Here is a 16,330-nt window from a genome sequence, read left to right as displayed (position 1 = left end):
ACAGCCCTGCCAGGCGTCAGATACGCAGACGAGTCAGAACCCCGCGACACACCAAGGCAATCACCGATACGCCCGCTGCGCGGGCTACTCGATCAGCATGCAACGGATCCCGTTCGCAGTGCGGCTCCGCCCATGCTGGTCGAGTAGCCCCGCCAGGGGCGTATCGAGACCCACCGTCACCGAGAGGTCTGCAAACCCCGTGCCCGGTCACGGTGGATCTCGATGCGCCCGCTCCGCGGCCTCCTCGGTCAGCAGGCAGGGGGCCCGCCGGCGTGTGCGAAGCGTCGCCATCCGTCACGAACAGCTGCCTGAGAGCGGAAGAAGGAGCCGTTCGCGACGGATCACCGTCCGGAACAAGCGGCGCCAGCGGAACGCGCGAGCGAATCGGAGAATCGCGTGCCGAGCGATTCTCCGCAGCGGACGCAGGACGCTCTGCGGAACCCCGCCACTTCGAGAAGTCGACTGCGCGGGGGGGGCGGCAGCGACGCCCCGACCAGGGAACGCCGAAAGGCCCCGCGATCTCGAGATCGTGGGGCCTTTCGGTGTTCACGCAGAAATGCGCGCGCCGCTTACCAGCTCGACTTGGTGATGCCGGGCAGCTCGCCGCGGTGGGCCATGTCACGGAAGCGGACACGCGAGATGCCGAACTTCGAGAGGTTGCCGCGGGGGCGGCCGTCGACGGCGTCGCGCGAGCGGACGCGGACGGGCGAGGCGTTGCGGGGGAGCTTCTGGAGGCCCGTGCGGGCGGCCTCGCGGGACTCGTCGGTCCCGGCGGGGTCGACGAGGGCCTTCTTCAGCTCGAGGCGCTTGGCGGCGTAGCGGTCGACGACCACCTTGCGCTGCTCATTGCGGGCGATCTTGCTCTTCTTGGCCATACTTAGCGCTCCTCGCGGAAGTCGACGTGCTTGCGCACTACGGGGTCGTACTTCTTGAGCACGAGACGGTCGGGGTCGTTGCGGCGGTTCTTCTTGGTCACGTAGGTGTAACCGGTTCCGGCCGTCGAGCGGAGCTTGATGATCGGACGGACGTCCTGCTGCTTGGCCATTAGATCTTCACCCCACGAGCGAGAACATCCTTCACGACGGACTCGATGCCACGGGCGTCGATGACCTTGATGCCCTTGGCCGACAGCGTCAGCGTGACGTTACGGCGCAGGGACGGGACGTAGTACGTCTTCTTCTGCACGTTCGGGTCGAAGCGGCGCTTGGTGCGCCGGTGCGAGTGCGAGATGGCGTGTCCGAAGCCGGGAACGGCTCCGGTCACCTGGCAGACTGCTGCCATGGTTTCCTCCATGTGTGGGTACCGTGGGCCACGCGCGGCACGAGGCCTCGCCCGACCCACCCAAGGTCACTTGTCGGCGCACCGCCCGCCTGTCGAGGGGGACCGGGGTCCCGCCCGGAGGGCAGCGCGCAAGAGCGTGCAGATGCACGCAACCCGAGTAGCTTAGGCGACACGCGCGCGCCCTGCAAGACTCGCCGATGCTACGGTCGCTCCGGTGCACCGGGGGGTCCGGGTCGCCGCGGGGGGAATCATGAACGGCTCGAGGCCGGATGCACTGCGGCGCCGTGCGCTGCTGCTGGGGATCGCCTCCGCCGCCGTGGGGCTGAGCGGATGCACGAGCGCCGGGCGGCTCACGCCGACCGCGACGCCGGTGGCCGCGACCACGACTCCCACTCCCACCCCCGCTCCCCCGCCGCGCCCCGTGCCGACGGCGACGGCGGCGCCCGTGCCGATCCGCGCCCGCTTCCCGCTCCCGGAGGGCACGATCACCGAGCTGCCCGGCGACGGGAACCTGATGGCGTGGACGGTCGACGACGGAGCCGACACCGACGTCGTCGCCGCCTACGCGCAGTTCGCGAAGGACACCGGCACCCGGCTCACCTTCTTCCTCAACGGGAAGTACGACTCGTGGACCGTGAACGCGCCGGCACTCGCGCCGCTCGTCGCGAGCGGGCAGGTGCAGCTCGCGAACCACACCTGGTCCCACGCCGACCTGACCTCGCTCTCGGACGACGGGATCCAGGAGGAGCTCGGCCGCAACGGCGACTTCATCCGCGCCACCTACGGGGTGGAGGCGGCACCGTTCTACCGCCCGCCGTTCGGCTACACCGACGCGCGCAGCCGGGCGGCCGCGGCGGCCGTCGGCTACACGGCGACGACGCTCTGGTACGGCTCACTCTCGGACTCGGGGCGGATCACGCCGGAGCAGCTGCTCGGCTTCGCGGACGAGTGGTTCCGGCCGCAGCGCATCGTGATCGGGCACGCGAACTTCGACCCGGTCACGACGGTCTACGCCCAGCTGGTCGACCTCCTCCGCGCCCGCTCCCTCGAGACGGTCACCCTCCGCGACGTCTTCGCCGCCTGACCCCTGTGCCCGTCGGCTCCGCGAGGTGCCACTTGTGCACGCCTTCCTCGGCGTGTCGGGTGCACAAGTGGCATCTCGCGGCGGGGATCAGACGCGCAGGGTCATGCGGGCGGCGGTGGTGATCGCCGCCGCTACGGCGTCGAGACTCGGGGTGTGCAGGGACCACTGCTGCCAGTAGAGGGGGACGTCGACGGGGGCGCCGCCGAGGGGGACGAGGCCCGGCGCGCCGACGGGGGCCTGCAGCTCGGGGAGCATGCCCCAGCCGAGGCCCAGGCGCACGGCCTGCTCGAAGTCGGCCGAGCCGGGCACGCGGTGCTGCGGCGGGCGCGCCTCCACCCCGGCTGCAGCGAGGAACCGGGCCTGCAGGCGGTCCTTCTCGTCGAAGACGACGACGGGGGCGACGGCGAGCGCTGCCGCGTCCGGCCCCTCCGGGAACCAGCGCGCGGCGAAGGCGGGGGCGGCCATCGCCCGGTAGCGCATCACGCCGAGCGGGGCGACGGTGCAGCCGAGCACCGCCTCCGCCTCGGCCGTCACCGCGGCGAGGACGGTGCCGTCGCGCAGGAACGCGGTGGTGTGCTCCTGGTCCTCGCGGTGCAGCTCGACGACGACCTCGGGGACGGTCGCGAGCGCGGGCAGGACCCAGGTCGCGAGCGAGTCCGCATTGACGGCCATCGGCACGGTCACCGGTCCACGGCCCTCGCGCGCACCGCCGTCGAGCGCGCGGACGGCGTCCTCGGTGAGCAGCTCGATCTGGCGGGCCAGCCGGAGCAGGCCGGCACCCGCCTCGGTGGCGACGACGGGACGCGAGCGGACCAGCAGCACCCGCCCGGCCGCCGACTCGAGCGCTTTGATGCGCTGGCTGAGCGCGGAGGGCGTGACGTGCAGCTCGCGCGCGGCGGCGTCGAAGGAGCCGAAGCGCACCGCGGCGGCGAGGGCGCGGAGGCGGGCGAGGTCGAGGTCGTCGGTCAGCATCGGAGGTCCCATCAGTCGCGCTTACGGTACTGAAGGAGCGTGAGCTGGTCTACAGGCGCGGTCGCCCCTAGCGTCGGAGTCGTGTCCCCCCTCCTCGCCGCCGTGTCCGGCCTCGGCTTCGGCCTCTCGCTCATCATCGCCATCGGCGCCCAGAACGCGTTCGTCCTGCGGCAGGGCCTCCGCCGCGAGCACGTGCTCGCCGTCGTCGCGATCTGCGCCCTGGCGGATGCGGCGCTGATCATCCTCGGCATCGCCGGGATCGGCGCGGTGCTCGAGTCGGCGCCGTGGCTGCTGGTGGTGATCCGCTGGGGCGGGATCGCCTTCCTCCTCGCCTACGCGGTGCTCGCCGCGCGGCGCGCACTGCGCCCCGGGACACTGGAGGGCGACCCGGCCGGCGCCTCCACGTCGCTGCGGACGGCGATCGGCACCTGCCTCGCCCTGACGCTGCTCAACCCGCACGTGTACCTCGACACGGTGGTGCTGCTCGGCTCCGTCGCGAACACGCACGGCGACGAGCGCTGGTGGTTCGGCGCGGGGGCGGCGCTGGGCAGCGTGCTGTGGTTCACGGCGCTGGGCTTCGGGGCGCGGGCGCTGCGCCCGCTGTTCCGCAGCCGGACGGCCTGGCGGGTGCTCGACGGCGCGGTCGCGGTCGTGATGGTCGTGCTGGCGGTGTCGCTCGCGCTGTCGTCCTGAGCGGGGTCGTCCTGAGCGGAGGCGCGCCGGTCAGCCCGCGTGGACCATCGAGCGGGCGGCGAGCAGCCAGACGGCTCCGGTGGCGAGGATCGCGAGCGACCCGGCGATCGAGGCCACGATCGAGATCCCGATCAGCAGCCCCTGCGAGGGCGTCGCCGTGACCAGCAGCGGGACGGTCGTCGCGAATCCTCCGGCGGCGTTCACGGCCACGGCGACCGCGGCGATCCCCACCACCCGCCGCGGGACGGTGCGCGAGCGCCCGAGCGCGACGAGCCCCACCACTCCGGCGGCCGCGGTGAGCACAGCCAGGGTGAGCACGAGCGTCGAAGCGGCGATCATCTCGGGCGTGGATGTCGAGCCCGTCGTGCTCGGCGAGGACCAGGACACGATCGGCCGCAGCACGATCAGGACCGCGAAGACGATCAGCGCCGTCGCTCCGGTCGGGCCGACGAGCCCGCCCTTCGAGTCGGCGCCGCGCGCGAGGACCGAGGCGGCGGCCGCGAGCAGGGCCGCCCCGAGGAGGACGACGGCGCGCGCCGCGAGCAGGGAGCCGGAGCCGGTCGGGGCGAACAGGAACACGACGTCCAGCAGGCCCGCCGCCGCCACGAAGAGGCCGGCGAGCCGCAGCGTGGCCGCGCGCGAGGCGGCGGACGCAGGGACGGTGGTCGGAGCTGTCATCGGGTTCCCCTCTCCCGGGCCGGACTCCCCCACGCTAGCGCGCTGGTCCAGCCGCCATTGTTCTACTAACATAGCGAACATGCTCTTGCGCGTCGATCACTCCTCGCCTCGCTCGCTGGCCGACCAGCTCGAGGCGCAGGTCCGTGCCGCCGTCGCGGCGGGCGAGCTCTCGGCGGGCGATCGCCTGCCCCCGGCGCGCGAGCTGGCCGACTCCCTCGGCATCAACATGCACACCGTGCTGCGCGCCTACGCCGCGCTCCGCGACGACGGGATCCTGCAGATGCGACGGGGCCGCGGTGCCTGGATCGCGGAGTCGGCCGGCCCCGGCCTCGTGCGCGTCACCGCCCTCGTCGAGCAGCTCGCCGCCGAGGCCCGCCGCAGCGGCATCAGCCGCGCCGACGTCATCCGCCTTCTCGAGAGGACCGCACCGTGACCACCACCGGCACCACCACCGACCGCAGCCCGCGCACGCTCGTCGCCGCCGCGTCGCTCCTGCTCCCCGCCGCGGCGATCCTCGTCTCGCGGGCCGTCCTCGGCGAGCGGCTCCCGCCGGTGCTCGCCTCGCACTGGTCGAGCACCGGCGCCGCCGACGAGTCGCAGCCCGTCGCGGCCCTCCTCCGGCTGGCACTGCTGCTGGCGGGCGTCCCCGCCGTCGCCGGACTCGTCGCCGCGGCGTTCGGCCGCGCCCCGCGCCTCCTGCTCGGCGGACTCGGCCTCGTCGCCGGTCTCGGTGCCGGCGCCTGGGCGACCTCGGTCGGCACGACGCTCGCCGCAGGGTCGGCGGAGGAGGCCGTGCTCGGCGCCTGGCTTCTCGCTCTGCTCGGCGGCGGGGTGTTCGCGGTGGTGCCGGCGCTGATCGCGCCGCCCACCCGGCACACGCCGCGGGTCGCCGTCGACCGACTGCCGCTCGGCGCCGAGGAGACCGGCGCCTGGTCGCACACCGTCACCGGCCGGGTGTTCGCCGTCACGGGAACGGTGCTGCTGCTCATCGCGGCGGCCGCCGTCCCGGGGCTGCTCGCCACGGGCGACACGGGACCGGCGATCGCGATGGCGATCGTGCTCGGAGCGAGCGCGGTCGTGATGCTCGGCTTCACCCGCCTGCGCGTCACGGCCGACCGTCGGGGGCTGCGCGTGGTGTCCCGGGCGCTCGGCATCCCGCTGCGGCGGATCCCGCTGGCGTCGATGGCCTCGGTGACCACCGCGGCGCTTCGCCCGTCGGAGTGGGGCGGCTGGGGCTACCGGATGTCCCCGGGCCGCTCGGCCCTCATCCTCCGCGCCGGCCCGGGGCTCGTCGTGACGACCACCCACGGCAGCGAGTTCGCGATCAGCCTGAGCGATCCGGAGACCCCGGCCGCCCTCCTCGAGACGCTGCGCCGACGCGCCGAGGACCGACGCGCGTAGGGTGCGAGCGCGGCCGGTGGTCGCCGCCGGAGTCTTCACGAGGGAGTGGGCATGGACGAGCTGCGCAGCAAGACGGTGACCTGGCACGATCCGATGGCGGGGGCGGCCGCGGCGATGCGGATGAGCGGGCTGGACTACCTGCGGGCGATGCAGGACGGGACGATCCCGCCGCCGCCGATCATCACGCTGATGAACATGGAGCTCGGCGCGGTCGACGAGGGCCGGGTGGAGTTCCGCTGCTCGCCGGACGAATCGCACTACAACCCGATCGGGCGGGTGCACGGCGGCTTCGTCTGCACGGTGCTCGACTCGGCGGCGGGCTGCGCGGTGCAGTCGACGCTGCCGATCGGCGTCGGCTACACCTCGCTCGACCTCACCGTCAGCTACCTCCGCGGACTGCACCAGGACAGCGGCGAGCTGCTCGCCGTCGGCACGGTCGTCAAGCCGGGCCGCCGCGTGGCGTTCGCGGAGGCGAGGGTGACGGACGCGCAGGGGCGCCTGGTCGCGACGGCCACGTCGACGCTGCTGGTGTTCCCGCTCGGCGAGAGCGCGTGAGCGCGAGGACGCGAAGGTACTCCGCCATGCTGGTCGAGTAGCCCCGGAGGGGCGTATCGAGACCCGACGTCCTCAGCAGGGCGGGTCTGCAGACTCGCCTTCTGACGCTGGTCGATCTCGATACGCCCGCTCCGCGGGCTACTCGATCAGCATGAACCGCCCGCTGCGCGGGCTACTCGATCAGCATGGGCCGCCCGGTGAACCGGCCACTCGATCAGCAGGTGCCGCCGCGCGGACGGAAGCCGCGTGGCACGAACGCGGGTCGCCCGCAAGTGGCAACGCGGGTTCCCGCGCTGTGGTCGCATGGAGGACGGACGCCGCCGCTCGGGCGCCTCCTCGATGCGACAGGACCTGCATGCCCACGACCACGAGCCGGCCGACGATCTTCGCCCTGCACGGGCTCGGCCTCAGCGGCCGCCTCTTCGATCCGCTCGCCCGCGAGCTCGCCGACGCGGCGGAGGTGGTGGCGATCGATCTGCCCGGCTACGGCGACGCGCGCGACGCCGAGGACGTCTCGCTCGAGGCGATGACGACCGCCGTGATCCGCACGATCCGCGAGCTCGGCGCCTCGCGCTGGCTGCTCGTCGGGCACAGCATGGGCGGCAAGGTCGCCTCGCTGGTGGCCGCGCGCACGCTGTCGGGCCGCTCCGGACTCTTCGGGCTCGCGGGCGTCGTGCTGCTGGCCGGCTCGCCGCTCTCGCCCGAGCCGATGCCCGAGGAGAAGCGGAGCGAGATGCTCGGCTGGGTCGCCGACGGCCCCCTCGACGCGGAGCACGCGCGCACCTTCCTCGAGCAGAACATCGGCGGTGACCTCCCCGCCGCCGAGGACCGGCAGGCGCTCGCCGATCTGCTCCGCTCCTCCCCCGCCGCCTGGCGCGACTGGCTGGAGACCGGCAGCCGCGAGGACCGCACGGACGTCGCCGATCTGCTCTCCGCCTTGCCCGCGCTGCTGATCGCGGGCGGCGAGGACGGCGACCTCGGCGCCGACGGCCAGCGCGCGACCAACGCCCGCAGCTACCCGCGCGCCCGCCTCCTCGAGCTGCCCGGCGCCGGACACCTGCTGCCGATCGAGCGGCCGGTCGAGGTCGCCGCGGCGATCCGCACCTTCTGGCACGACGAGGCCGGCACCGGCCCGGCCGTGCCCGCCGACGCCGCGGACACGATCCGCTCCGCCCGCACCACCTCCCGCATCCGCGCCCTCTTCGCCGAGCGGCTGCTCGCCGACGATCCGGCGTACGCGCCCGCGGCGCTCACGCCCGCCCAGCTGGCGACGCTGCGCGCGGTCGCGGACCGCGTCGTACCGCAGGGGGACGACGGCCGGATCGACCTCGCCGCCCGCGTCGACGCCCAGCTCGCGGCCGGCCGCGGCGACGGCTGGCGCAACGCCGACCTGCCGAGCGACCCCGAGGCCTACCGCCTCGGCCTCGACGCGCTCGGCGGAGTCGACGGCCTCTCCCCCGAGGAGCAGGACGCGCGGCTCGAGGCGCTCGGCACGGAGCCGCTCGGCGCGTTCAGCGCGGAGCAGGCGAAGGCCTGGTTCGAGGACTGCCGCAACGACCTGGTCCGGCAGTGGCTCGCGCACCCCGCGAGCCTCGCCCGCATCGGCTTCGACGGCTACGCGACCGGCGGCGACGCCCTCCCCCTCCTGGGCTTCACCGCCCTCGGCGCCGACGCGCACGACACCTGGGAGCCCGGGACACGAGAGCTCAGTACCGGCGAGCGCAGCTCCGGCAAGCGCAGCACCGGCGAACCCGGCACCCCGCAGAACAGCACGAGGAACTCCCGATGAACACCACCGGCATGCGCCGCTACTCCCCCGACGAGGTCGTCGACGCCGTCGTGATCGGCACCGGCGCCGGAGGCGCCCCGATCCTGGCGACCCTCGCCGCGCGCGGTCTCCGGGTCGTCGCGCTGGAGGCCGGACCGTTCTTCGATCCGCTGACCTTCACCGCGGACGAGACCGAGGCGACCGAGATCAACTGGATGGAGGAGCGCCTCAGCGGCGGCAGCACGCCCACCGCCTTCGGCCCCAACAACAGCGGTCGCGGCGTGGGCGGCTCGACCCTGCACTGGGGCGCCTTCACCCCGCGCCCCGACCCGCGCGACCTGCTGCTGCGGACCGAGTCGGGCCTCGGCCGCGACTGGCCCGTGACGCACGCCGAGCTCGTGCCCTACCTGGAGCGCGCAGAGGCGACCATCGGCGTCTCCGGGCCGGCGGACTACCCGTGGGACCCCTCGCGCCGCTACCTGCAGGCGCCGGTGGACCGCAACGCCTCCGCCGAGATGATGCTGCGCGGCTGCGCGGCCCTCGGGATCCGCGCCACCGACGCACCGGCCGCCGTCCTCAGCACGGGCCGCGACCAGGAGGCGCACGGCGAGCGCGCCTCCTGCCGCAACTGCGGCCAGTGCCACCAGGGCTGCCGCACCGGCGCCAAGGGGAGCATGGACACCTCCTACCTGCCGCTCGCGGTACGCGACGGTGCCGAGATCCGTGCGGAGTCCTTCGTGCACGGTATCGAGCTCGACGCGGCCGGGAAGGTCAGCGCCGTCCTCTACACCGCGGACGGGGTCGAGCGCCGGCAGCGCTGCTCCGCCCTGTTCCTCTGCGCCGGCGGCGTGGAGACGCCGCGGCTGCTCCTGCACACCGGCGTCGCGAACAGCAGCGGGCTGGTCGGCCGCAACTTCCTCGCGCACGGCGCCACCCAGGTCTGGGGCACCTTCGACGAGGAGATGCGCGGCTACCGCGGCTACCCCTCCTCCGTCATCACCGAGGACACCGTGCGCCCGGCCGACGCGGACTTCGCCGGCGGGTACCTGATCCAGAGCCTCGGCACGATGCCGCTCACCCAGGCGACCTCGTTCGTCCGCGGCGCCGGGCTGTGGGGGCCGTCGCTGATGCAGGCCCTCGACGACTACCGCTTCATGGCGGGCGTCGGCATCAACGCGGAGTGCCTGCCCTCGGACGACAACCGGCTCGTGCTGACCGACGAGCTCGACGAGCACGGGGTGCCGAAGGCGCGCATCACCTTCTCGCCGGGCTCGAACGAAGAGGCGATCGACCAGCACGCGATCCGGACGATGACCGCGATCGTCGAGGCGGCGGGCGCGCGCAGCACCCGGGTGATCGCCCGCACGGCGCACACGCTCGGCACCTGCCGGATGGGCACCGACCCGGGCGACGCGGTCGTCGACGGCGACGGGCGCAGCTTCGACGTGCCGAACCTGTTCGTCTGCGACAACTCGGTCTTCCCGAGCGCGGTGATCGCGAACCCGGCGCTGCTGACGGTCGCGCTCGCGCTCCGCACAGCCGACCGCTTCCTCGCGGCGTAGGGGCGGGCGCCTCCCGCGAGATGCCACTTGTGCACGCTTTCGTCGGCGTGTCGCGTACTCAAGTGGCATCTCGCGGACGGGATCAGGGGACTTAACACATCGGAAACGCCTCAGAAACCGCACAGCATCTGAGCGGGGTTGAGTGGGAGGACACCCTCACCGATGGAGCCCGCATGCCCCTGTCCCGGCCGTCCACCCGCACCGCCCGCCGCGCCCTCGCCCTCGGCGCGGCGCTCGCCGCCACTCTCTCGCTCGTCGCCTGCTCCGGAGCGAGCGACGCCGCCTCCGGAGACGGCGGCGACACGGTCACCGTCACCGTCGGCACCCTCCGCGGCCAGCCGCACTTCTACCAGCCGTTCCTCTACGAGCAGTTCGCCGAGGAGGGCGTCGAGTTCGAGGTGATCACCCTCGACACCACGCCCGCGCTCAGCGACGCGCTGGTCGCCGGGACGATCGACTTCGCGATCTCGGGCGTCACCCCGACGATCGCCTCGATCGCGCAGGACCGGGACCTGAAGATCGTCGCGTCCGCCGCGGACGGCGGCTCGGGCTTCCTCGGCGGTGAGGGCATCTCCTCCGTCGAGGACCTCGCGGGCAAGAAGGTCGGCTACATCCAGGGCAGCGCCCAGGAGGTCGCGCTGCGCTACTACCTCGACCAGGCGGAGCTCACCGACGAGGACCTCGAGCTGATCACGATCCCGGTGCCCGAGATGGCGTCCGCGTTCACCAGCGGCTCGATCGACGCGTTCTTCGGCGTGGAGATCGGCGTCTCGATCGCGGAGGCGGCCGGCGGCACCGAGATCGCCGACCCGTACGCGACGCCGATCGGCCGGGTGAACATCGGCCTGGTCACCACCGGCGCGATGATCGAGGAGCAGCCGGAGGTCGTGCAGAAGGTCGTCGACACCCACGCCGCGACGACCGCCTACATGGCCGACAGCGTGGACGAGTGGCTGCCGGACATGATCGCCGAGTTCGGCGGCGACCAGGAGGTGCTCGAGTCGGCGCTGGAGAACTTCTGGCTCCGCTCCGACCTCAGCGAGGAGTACCAGGGCCAGCTCGGCGCGCTCGCGACGCAGATGCAGGAGCTCGGCTTCATCGACGAGGCGCCCGCGATCGAGGACGTCGTCGACACCTCGTTCGCGCCGGCGGCCTGAGCGGTCGGCCGATGACCACCACGATGCGCCCCGCCGAGGCGGCGACCGCCACCGAGCGGCTGTCGACCGTCCGGCGCCGGCGCCGCCCCGGGCGCAGCGGCTGGACGACCTTCCTGCTGGGCCTGCCCGTCCCGATCCTCTTCCTGCTGCTCTGGCAGTTCGGGCGGGCGGGCGAGTGGGAGCTGCTGTTCGGCATCCGGATGGCGTTCCTGCCCTACCCGGGCGACGTGCTGGTCTCGCTGATCGACTACGCCGTCGCGGGCTTGCGGGACGACGCCTTCAGCGGGCTGCTCTGGACCGACCTGGCGGCGAGCGCCGGCCGCGTCTTCGGCGGCTTCGCGCTCGCGACGGTGCTCGCGGTGCCGCTCGGGGTGCTGATGGGCCGCTACTACGCGGTGAACTCGCTGTTCGATCCGTTCATCAACCTGTTCCGGCCGGTGCCGGCGACGGCCTGGGTGCCGCTGGTCGCGCTGCTGATCGGCTACGGCGACCAGGCGTCGATCTTCCTGATCACGCTGTCGGCGTTCTTCCCGATCGTGCTCGGCACGATCAGCGGGGCGCGCCAGGTGCCGCCGCGGCTGATCGAGGCGGCGCGGATGCTGGGCACCTCGCGAGCGGGCGTGCTCGTCCGGGTGGTGCTGCCGGCCTCCGCCGCCGCCATCGTGAACGGCATGCGCATCGGCCTCGGCCTCGCCTGGGTCGTGCTGGTGCTCAGCGAGACGACGGGCGTGAGCACGGGTCTCGGCTCGACGATCTTCCTCGCGCGCGACGTGGTGCGCACCGACCTGATCGTGGTCGGGATGATCTGCATCGCGATCGCGGGATTCGCCTCCGACCGGCTGCTCCTGCTCCTGTTCCGCGTGCTCTTCGGCCGCCGGCCGCTCGTCAAGTGAGGACCCGATGACGCTCTCCGCCCCCGCCTCTGCTCCCGCCCGCACCGCGGACGTCCACGTGCTCGATCTGGCGAAGCGCTACGACACCGCCGGCGGCGGCGTGCTCGCCATGGCCGACGTCTCGCTCGACATCCGCTCGGGCGAGTTCGTCGCCGTGGTCGGCGCGAGCGGCTGCGGCAAGTCGACGCTGCTGCGCATCCTCGCCGGGTTCGAGGATGCGACCGAGGGCGTCGTCGAGGTCGGCGGCCGGGCCGTCTCGGCGCCGGGCCCGGACCGCGGCGTGGTCTTCCAGGACTACGGGCTGTTCCCGTGGCTGAGCGTGCGCGAGAACGTCGCGTACGGTCCGCGGCGGAAGAAGCTGGCGAAGGCCGCGGCCGCGGAGGTGACCGACCGCTTCATCGAGGCGGTCGGGCTGACCCGCTTCGCCGACCGCTTCCCGGGCGAGCTGTCCGGCGGCATGCAGCAGCGGGTCGCGATCGCGCGGGTGCTGGCGAATGAGCCGTCGGTGCTGCTGATGGACGAGCCGTTCGGCGCGCTCGACGCGCTCACCCGCTCCGATCTGCAGGTGGAGCTCAAGCGGATCCACCGCGAGACGGGCACGACCGTGCTGTTCGTGACGCACTCGATCGAGGAGGCGGTCTACCTCGCCGACCGCGTCGTAGTGATGACCGGCGGCGCCTCGCACGGCGTGCCCGGGCACATCAGCGAGATCGTGACGGTCGACCTGCCCGGCGAGCGCGACGTGACGTCCCCGGCCTTCAACGCCTGCAAGCGCCGCATCTCCGCCCTGGTGCACGCGCCGGCCTGACGCTGTCCCGCGAGATGCCACTTGTGCACGCTTTCCTCGGCGTGTCGCGTGCACAAGTGGCATCTCGCGGAGGGGGACGGGGGAGGCTTCGGGGACCGTCTGAAGGAGGAGTCGTCGTGACCAGCACTGATCGCGCAGGCCGGATCGCCAGAAGCGCCCTCGCCGGGGTGCTGCTCATCAATGCGGTGCCGCACGGTGTCGCGGCGCTGCAGGGGCGGCGGTTCCCCTCGCCGTTCGCCACGCCGCCGGGGCGCGGGCTGTCGTCGCCGCTCGTGAACGCGGGCTGGAGCGCGGCGAATCTCGTCGCCGGGCTGGCCGCCCTGCCGCGCCGCAGGTCGAAGCGCGCCGTGATCATCGGCGCGGGCGCCATGGGCGTCCTCCTCGCCGCCTACTTCGGGAGCCTCGACCTCGACTGACGTCCTCCTCCCCCGCGAGATGCCACTTGTGCACGCTTTCGTCAGCGTGTCGCGAGCACAAGTGGCATCTCGTGGAGGACGGACTACGCGGTGCGGCGGCGGGTGGCGAGGAGGAGTGCCGCGCCGGCGAGGAGCAGGAGGGCGGAGAGCGGGAGCACGGCGGTGGCCGCCGAGCCCGTGTCCGCGAGCGCTGCCGTGCGGCTCACGGCCTTCGCGGGGACGACCGTCGAGGACGGCTGCACCGGGACGGCCGGCTGCACGGGCGTGGACGGCTCGAGCGGGACGGCCGGACGGACGGTGGTGGCCGGCGTCAGCGGGACGGCCGGCACCACCGGCGTCTTCGGGATCGGGAGGGTGCCCGAGAGGCGGTGGACCACGCGGAAGTCCTTCGGGCTGAGACCGGAGACCTCGGTCGCGAGGCCGGCGGAGCCCCGGTTCAGGTCCTCCTGGGTGACGGTGCTCTGCACGCTCATCACCGCCGTCTCGCCGACGGCGAGGTCGGCGCCGCCCAGCAGATCGCCCAGGTGGACGAAGCGCAGGGGCACGTCGCCGGTGTTGGTGACGGGCACCGTCCAGGTCACGACAGTGCCGGGCACCACCGGCACCTGCTCGAAGACGCCGGTGAGCTCGCCGGACAGGTGCGGATGCTCGCCCGGGAGGGTGAGTCCGCCGTTCAGGGACTTCGAGACGGTGACGCCCTGCCGGGTGGTCCCCGACGCCTCGATGAGGACGATGACGGCCCCGGTCTGCAGGTCGTCCTCGCCGACGGTGGTCTGCGTCGTCAGGGTCACCGTCCCGCCGACGGGCAGATCCGCCCCTCCGAGGAGGTCACCGAGATGCACCCCGCGCAGCGGCACGTCGCCGCTGTTGGTGAGGCGCGCGGTCCAGCGCACCGTCGAGCCGAGCCCGACGGGCCTCCCGGTGCCCGTCTCGAACTCGCCGGTGATCGTGCCGGAGATCTTCGGGTTCTCCTCGGCGAGCGCGGCGGTCGCCTCGCGGGTGGCGGAGGCGGCGGGCGCCGCCTCGCTCGCGTGCGCGGCGGTCGCCTCGGAGCCGAGCAGCGCGGCCAGCAAGACGGCGGAGGCGGCAGCGCCGATGATCCTCGGGCGGCGGGGACGATCTGATCGAGCGTGTCGATCCGGTCGAGTGGGCATGGGGACTCCTCGGAGCTGGTGGACGACGGCGGTGGACGCCGCCGATCCTCCCGCCGCGGACGGGCATCGACCGCATCCGTGGCACTCGCCGTTCTCCAGGCGCGGAGTGACGAGGCAAGCCGCGGTCGGGCACCGCGCAATGGGCGCACGCGCGCGGGACGGCGGGGCTGCGGCCAGCGCAATCGGACGGGAACGCGGGGGTCATCGCGGTGAAACGGGCGGGCGCTTGACTGGCGGCATGAGCGCAGAGCACCCCGACTCCCCGATCGTCCTCACCGGCGTCGTCGTCCCCGGCGACCAGCGCGGGCGGCTCCTCGGCTTCCCCACGGCGAATCTCCCGCTCGACGTCGGCGGACTCCCGGACGGCGTCTACGCCGGCACGGTGATCGACGAGACGGACGGCTCGACGCACCTCGCCGCCGTCTCGGTCGGCCGTCGCACGAGCTTCTACGGCCGCGACGGCGAGCGCCTGCTCGAGGCGCACCTGCTCGACTACGCCGGCGATCTCTACGGGCACGCGATCCGGGTGGAGCTGCACGCCAAGCTCCGGCCGCAGCGCCGCTACCGCGGGGCCGAGGCGCTGGTCGAGCAGCTGCGGCGCGACGTCGCCGCGACCCGGACCTGGGCGCGGGAGCGCGAGTCGGCACCCCCGCACCGCGGCCGCAGGCTCCCGGTGCGCGCGCGTCGGGTCCTCGACTCCCGCGATCTCGAGCGCCGGCAGGCGGAGCGCGAGTCGCTCCGGCTCGCCGCCCTGGCGCGCTCGGTCGGCGAGCTGCTCGAGAGCGGCGCCGAGCGGGAGGCCACCCACGAGCTGGTCGCCGAGCGCAGCCGGATCCCGGTGGCCTACCTCCGCTGGGCGTACCCGACCACGCAGGACCTCCTGGCCGCTGCCTCCTCGGTCCCGCGCTTGTAACCCAGGTTTAACCCCCGCGTGACGGCCCGTGCAAAAGCCGACCTACGTTGGGAATTCGGGGCACTCCGGCCCCCTGAGGAGGCACGCGGTGGACGACGACTTCGAGCTCGCAGAGGCCCTGGGACGCGCCCGCGAGGGCAGCCAGCGCCGCATCCGCGAGCTCCTGCAGAGCAGCCCGCGCCGGGCGCACGCGCTGCTGCGCGCGAGCATCCGCCGCGGCCTGATCACCGAGAAGGACCTCGTCGAGGAGCACGACCTCGTGATGTCGATGATGATGAGCCGCAACTCCATCCGCAGCGCCCTGCAGCAGCTCGGCTCCGAGGGGCTGATCCGCCGCCGCCAGCGCATCGGCACAAACGTCGTCGGCAGCATCTGGGAGCTGCCGCTGCTCTCGCTGCTGCCCACCGGCGGCTGGGCGATGGGCGCTGACTCGGTGCAGCACCCGGGCGGCCTCGAGATGGTCTGCGAGGTGACCGACGTCAGCGAGGTGATCGCGCACCGGCACATCCGCGAGCGCCTCGAGCTCGACGGCGACCGGGTGGTGATGGCCGAGCAGCTGGTCTCGATCGAGGGCGTGCCGGCGGGCATCATCGTCGGCTACCACCCGATCGCCGACGCGACGGGACCGCGCTCGGACCGGGAGGCGCTGGACGAGGCCGTCCGCGTGTTCATCGACACGGTCCGCTCCTCCCCCGGCAACCAGGTCGAGGCCACCGTGGAGGCGGTCAACGCCGACGAGCGCACCGCCCGCATCCTGGGCCTGAAGGAGGGCGCGGCGATCCTCACCCGCGAGACCCTCGTGCGCGACGCCGCCGGGGTCCCGCAGTTCCTCGCCTACGGCCACTACCGCGGCGACCGCGTGGCGCTCTGGGCCGAGGACCCGGAGGTGGCGGCGATGCGCTTCACCGCCGCGCCTGCACCGGCGAATTGACGGCCCTGGTCCGGAGAAGAGCCGGTCAGCTCCCGTTTCCTCCGCCCGGGACCGACGCGCAATG

At 73.5% G+C, this 16,330-nt stretch carries 19 protein-coding genes; 13 read left to right on the top strand and 6 right to left on the bottom strand.

All coding sequences use genetic code 11. From position 1 onward, the window contains the following. Positions 1-569 precede the first annotated feature (569 nt). Genes rpsN through rpmB form a run of 3 tightly spaced genes read right to left on the bottom strand, consistent with a single transcriptional unit; the run spans position 570 to position 1,281 of the window. Positions 570-875, bottom strand: coding sequence for a 30S ribosomal protein S14 (rpsN, locus tag MT353_RS20370; RefSeq protein WP_123444774.1), 306 nt, complete (start codon positions 873-875; stop codon positions 570-572). A 2-nt stretch (positions 876-877) separates the two neighbouring features. Next, positions 878-1,045 (bottom strand): 50S ribosomal protein L33, encoded by a 168-nt coding sequence (gene rpmG / locus MT353_RS20365; RefSeq protein WP_027692168.1) that lies wholly within the window; start codon positions 1,043-1,045, stop codon positions 878-880. Then, positions 1,045-1,281, bottom strand: coding sequence for a 50S ribosomal protein L28 (gene rpmB, locus MT353_RS20360; protein ID WP_056038148.1), 237 nt, complete (start codon positions 1,279-1,281; stop codon positions 1,045-1,047). The genes rpmG and rpmB overlap by 1 nt, the downstream gene beginning before the upstream one ends. 250 nt (positions 1,282-1,531) lie before the next feature. On the opposite strand from rpmB, the gene MT353_RS20355 reads away from it, so the two are divergent. Then, entirely contained in the window at positions 1,532-2,365 is an 834-nt protein-coding gene (locus MT353_RS20355; protein ID WP_243625758.1) for a polysaccharide deacetylase family protein, read from the top strand. A gap of 87 nt (positions 2,366-2,452) precedes the next feature. On the opposite strand, the gene MT353_RS20350 is transcribed toward MT353_RS20355, so the two are convergent. After that, positions 2,453-3,349 (bottom strand): ArgP/LysG family DNA-binding transcriptional regulator, encoded by an 897-nt coding sequence (locus MT353_RS20350; protein ID WP_243625757.1) that lies wholly within the window; start codon positions 3,347-3,349, stop codon positions 2,453-2,455. A gap of 69 nt (positions 3,350-3,418) precedes the next feature. Here MT353_RS20350 and MT353_RS20345 point away from each other — a divergent pair, with 69 nt between their 5' ends. Further along, on the top strand, positions 3,419-4,030 hold the full coding sequence (locus MT353_RS20345) for a LysE/ArgO family amino acid transporter (protein WP_208323005.1): 612 nt from the start codon (positions 3,419-3,421) through the stop codon (positions 4,028-4,030). A 30-nt stretch (positions 4,031-4,060) separates the two neighbouring features. Here the strand turns inward: MT353_RS20345 and MT353_RS20340 are convergent, their stop codons facing one another. Next, entirely contained in the window at positions 4,061-4,708 is a 648-nt protein-coding gene (locus MT353_RS20340; protein WP_243625756.1) for a hypothetical protein, read from the bottom strand. Between the two features lie 79 nt (positions 4,709-4,787). Between MT353_RS20340 and MT353_RS20335 the strand changes: the two genes are divergently transcribed. The 9 genes from MT353_RS20335 to MT353_RS20295 all read left to right on the top strand — a co-directional run bounded on the left by MT353_RS20335 (position 4,788) and on the right by MT353_RS20295 (position 13,268). Then, positions 4,788-5,141 carry a GntR family transcriptional regulator gene (locus MT353_RS20335; RefSeq protein WP_123444769.1) on the top strand — a complete coding sequence of 118 codons (354 nt, stop codon included), beginning with the start codon at positions 4,788-4,790 and terminating at the stop codon, positions 5,139-5,141. Further along, positions 5,138-6,109 (top strand): hypothetical protein, encoded by a 972-nt coding sequence (locus tag MT353_RS20330; protein ID WP_243625755.1) that lies wholly within the window; start codon positions 5,138-5,140, stop codon positions 6,107-6,109. Before MT353_RS20335 ends, MT353_RS20330 begins: the two co-directional genes overlap by 4 nt. Positions 6,110-6,160: 51 nt before the next feature. Further along, positions 6,161-6,664: a PaaI family thioesterase gene (locus MT353_RS20325; protein ID WP_243625754.1), complete on the top strand. Its 504-nt coding sequence runs from the start codon at positions 6,161-6,163 to the stop codon at positions 6,662-6,664. Positions 6,665-7,019: 355 nt separating this feature from the next. Further along, on the top strand, positions 7,020-8,453 hold the full coding sequence (locus tag MT353_RS20320; protein WP_243625753.1) for an alpha/beta hydrolase: 1,434 nt from the start codon (positions 7,020-7,022) through the stop codon (positions 8,451-8,453). After that, a complete protein-coding gene (locus MT353_RS20315; RefSeq protein WP_243625752.1) occupies positions 8,450-9,994 on the top strand; it encodes a GMC family oxidoreductase in 1,545 nt (514 codons plus the stop codon). The genes MT353_RS20320 and MT353_RS20315 overlap by 4 nt, the downstream gene beginning before the upstream one ends. A 173-nt stretch (positions 9,995-10,167) precedes the next feature. After that, positions 10,168-11,151: an ABC transporter substrate-binding protein gene (locus tag MT353_RS20310; RefSeq protein WP_243625751.1), complete on the top strand. Its 984-nt coding sequence runs from the start codon at positions 10,168-10,170 to the stop codon at positions 11,149-11,151. An 11-nt stretch (positions 11,152-11,162) separates the two neighbouring features. After that, positions 11,163-12,044 carry an ABC transporter permease gene (locus MT353_RS20305; protein ID WP_243625750.1) on the top strand — a complete coding sequence of 294 codons (882 nt, stop codon included), beginning with the start codon at positions 11,163-11,165 and terminating at the stop codon, positions 12,042-12,044. A gap of 7 nt (positions 12,045-12,051) precedes the next feature. After that, entirely contained in the window at positions 12,052-12,852 is an 801-nt protein-coding gene (locus tag MT353_RS20300) for an ABC transporter ATP-binding protein (RefSeq protein ID WP_243625749.1), read from the top strand. 116 nt (positions 12,853-12,968) lie between these two features. Further along, positions 12,969-13,268, top strand: coding sequence for a hypothetical protein (locus MT353_RS20295; protein WP_243625748.1), 300 nt, complete (start codon positions 12,969-12,971; stop codon positions 13,266-13,268). An 83-nt stretch (positions 13,269-13,351) separates the two neighbouring features. On the opposite strand, the gene MT353_RS20290 is transcribed toward MT353_RS20295, so the two are convergent. Continuing rightward, entirely contained in the window at positions 13,352-14,422 is a 1,071-nt protein-coding gene (locus MT353_RS20290) for an LPXTG cell wall anchor domain-containing protein (protein WP_243625747.1), read from the bottom strand. Between the two features lie 238 nt (positions 14,423-14,660). Between MT353_RS20290 and MT353_RS20285 the strand changes: the two genes are divergently transcribed. Continuing rightward, positions 14,661-15,335 carry a riboflavin kinase gene (locus tag MT353_RS20285; RefSeq protein WP_243625746.1) on the top strand — a complete coding sequence of 225 codons (675 nt, stop codon included), beginning with the start codon at positions 14,661-14,663 and terminating at the stop codon, positions 15,333-15,335. 88 nt (positions 15,336-15,423) lie between these two features. Next, positions 15,424-16,266: a GntR family transcriptional regulator gene (locus MT353_RS20280; protein WP_123701565.1), complete on the top strand. Its 843-nt coding sequence runs from the start codon at positions 15,424-15,426 to the stop codon at positions 16,264-16,266. Positions 16,267-16,330: the final 64 nt, after the last annotated feature.

The organism is Rathayibacter sp. VKM Ac-2927 (assembly GCF_022815525.1).
Lineage (GTDB): Bacteria > Actinomycetota > Actinomycetes > Actinomycetales > Microbacteriaceae > Rathayibacter > Rathayibacter festucae.
Note: the sequence above shows the minus strand (reverse complement) of the source record. Positions and strands in the feature narration are given on the sequence as shown.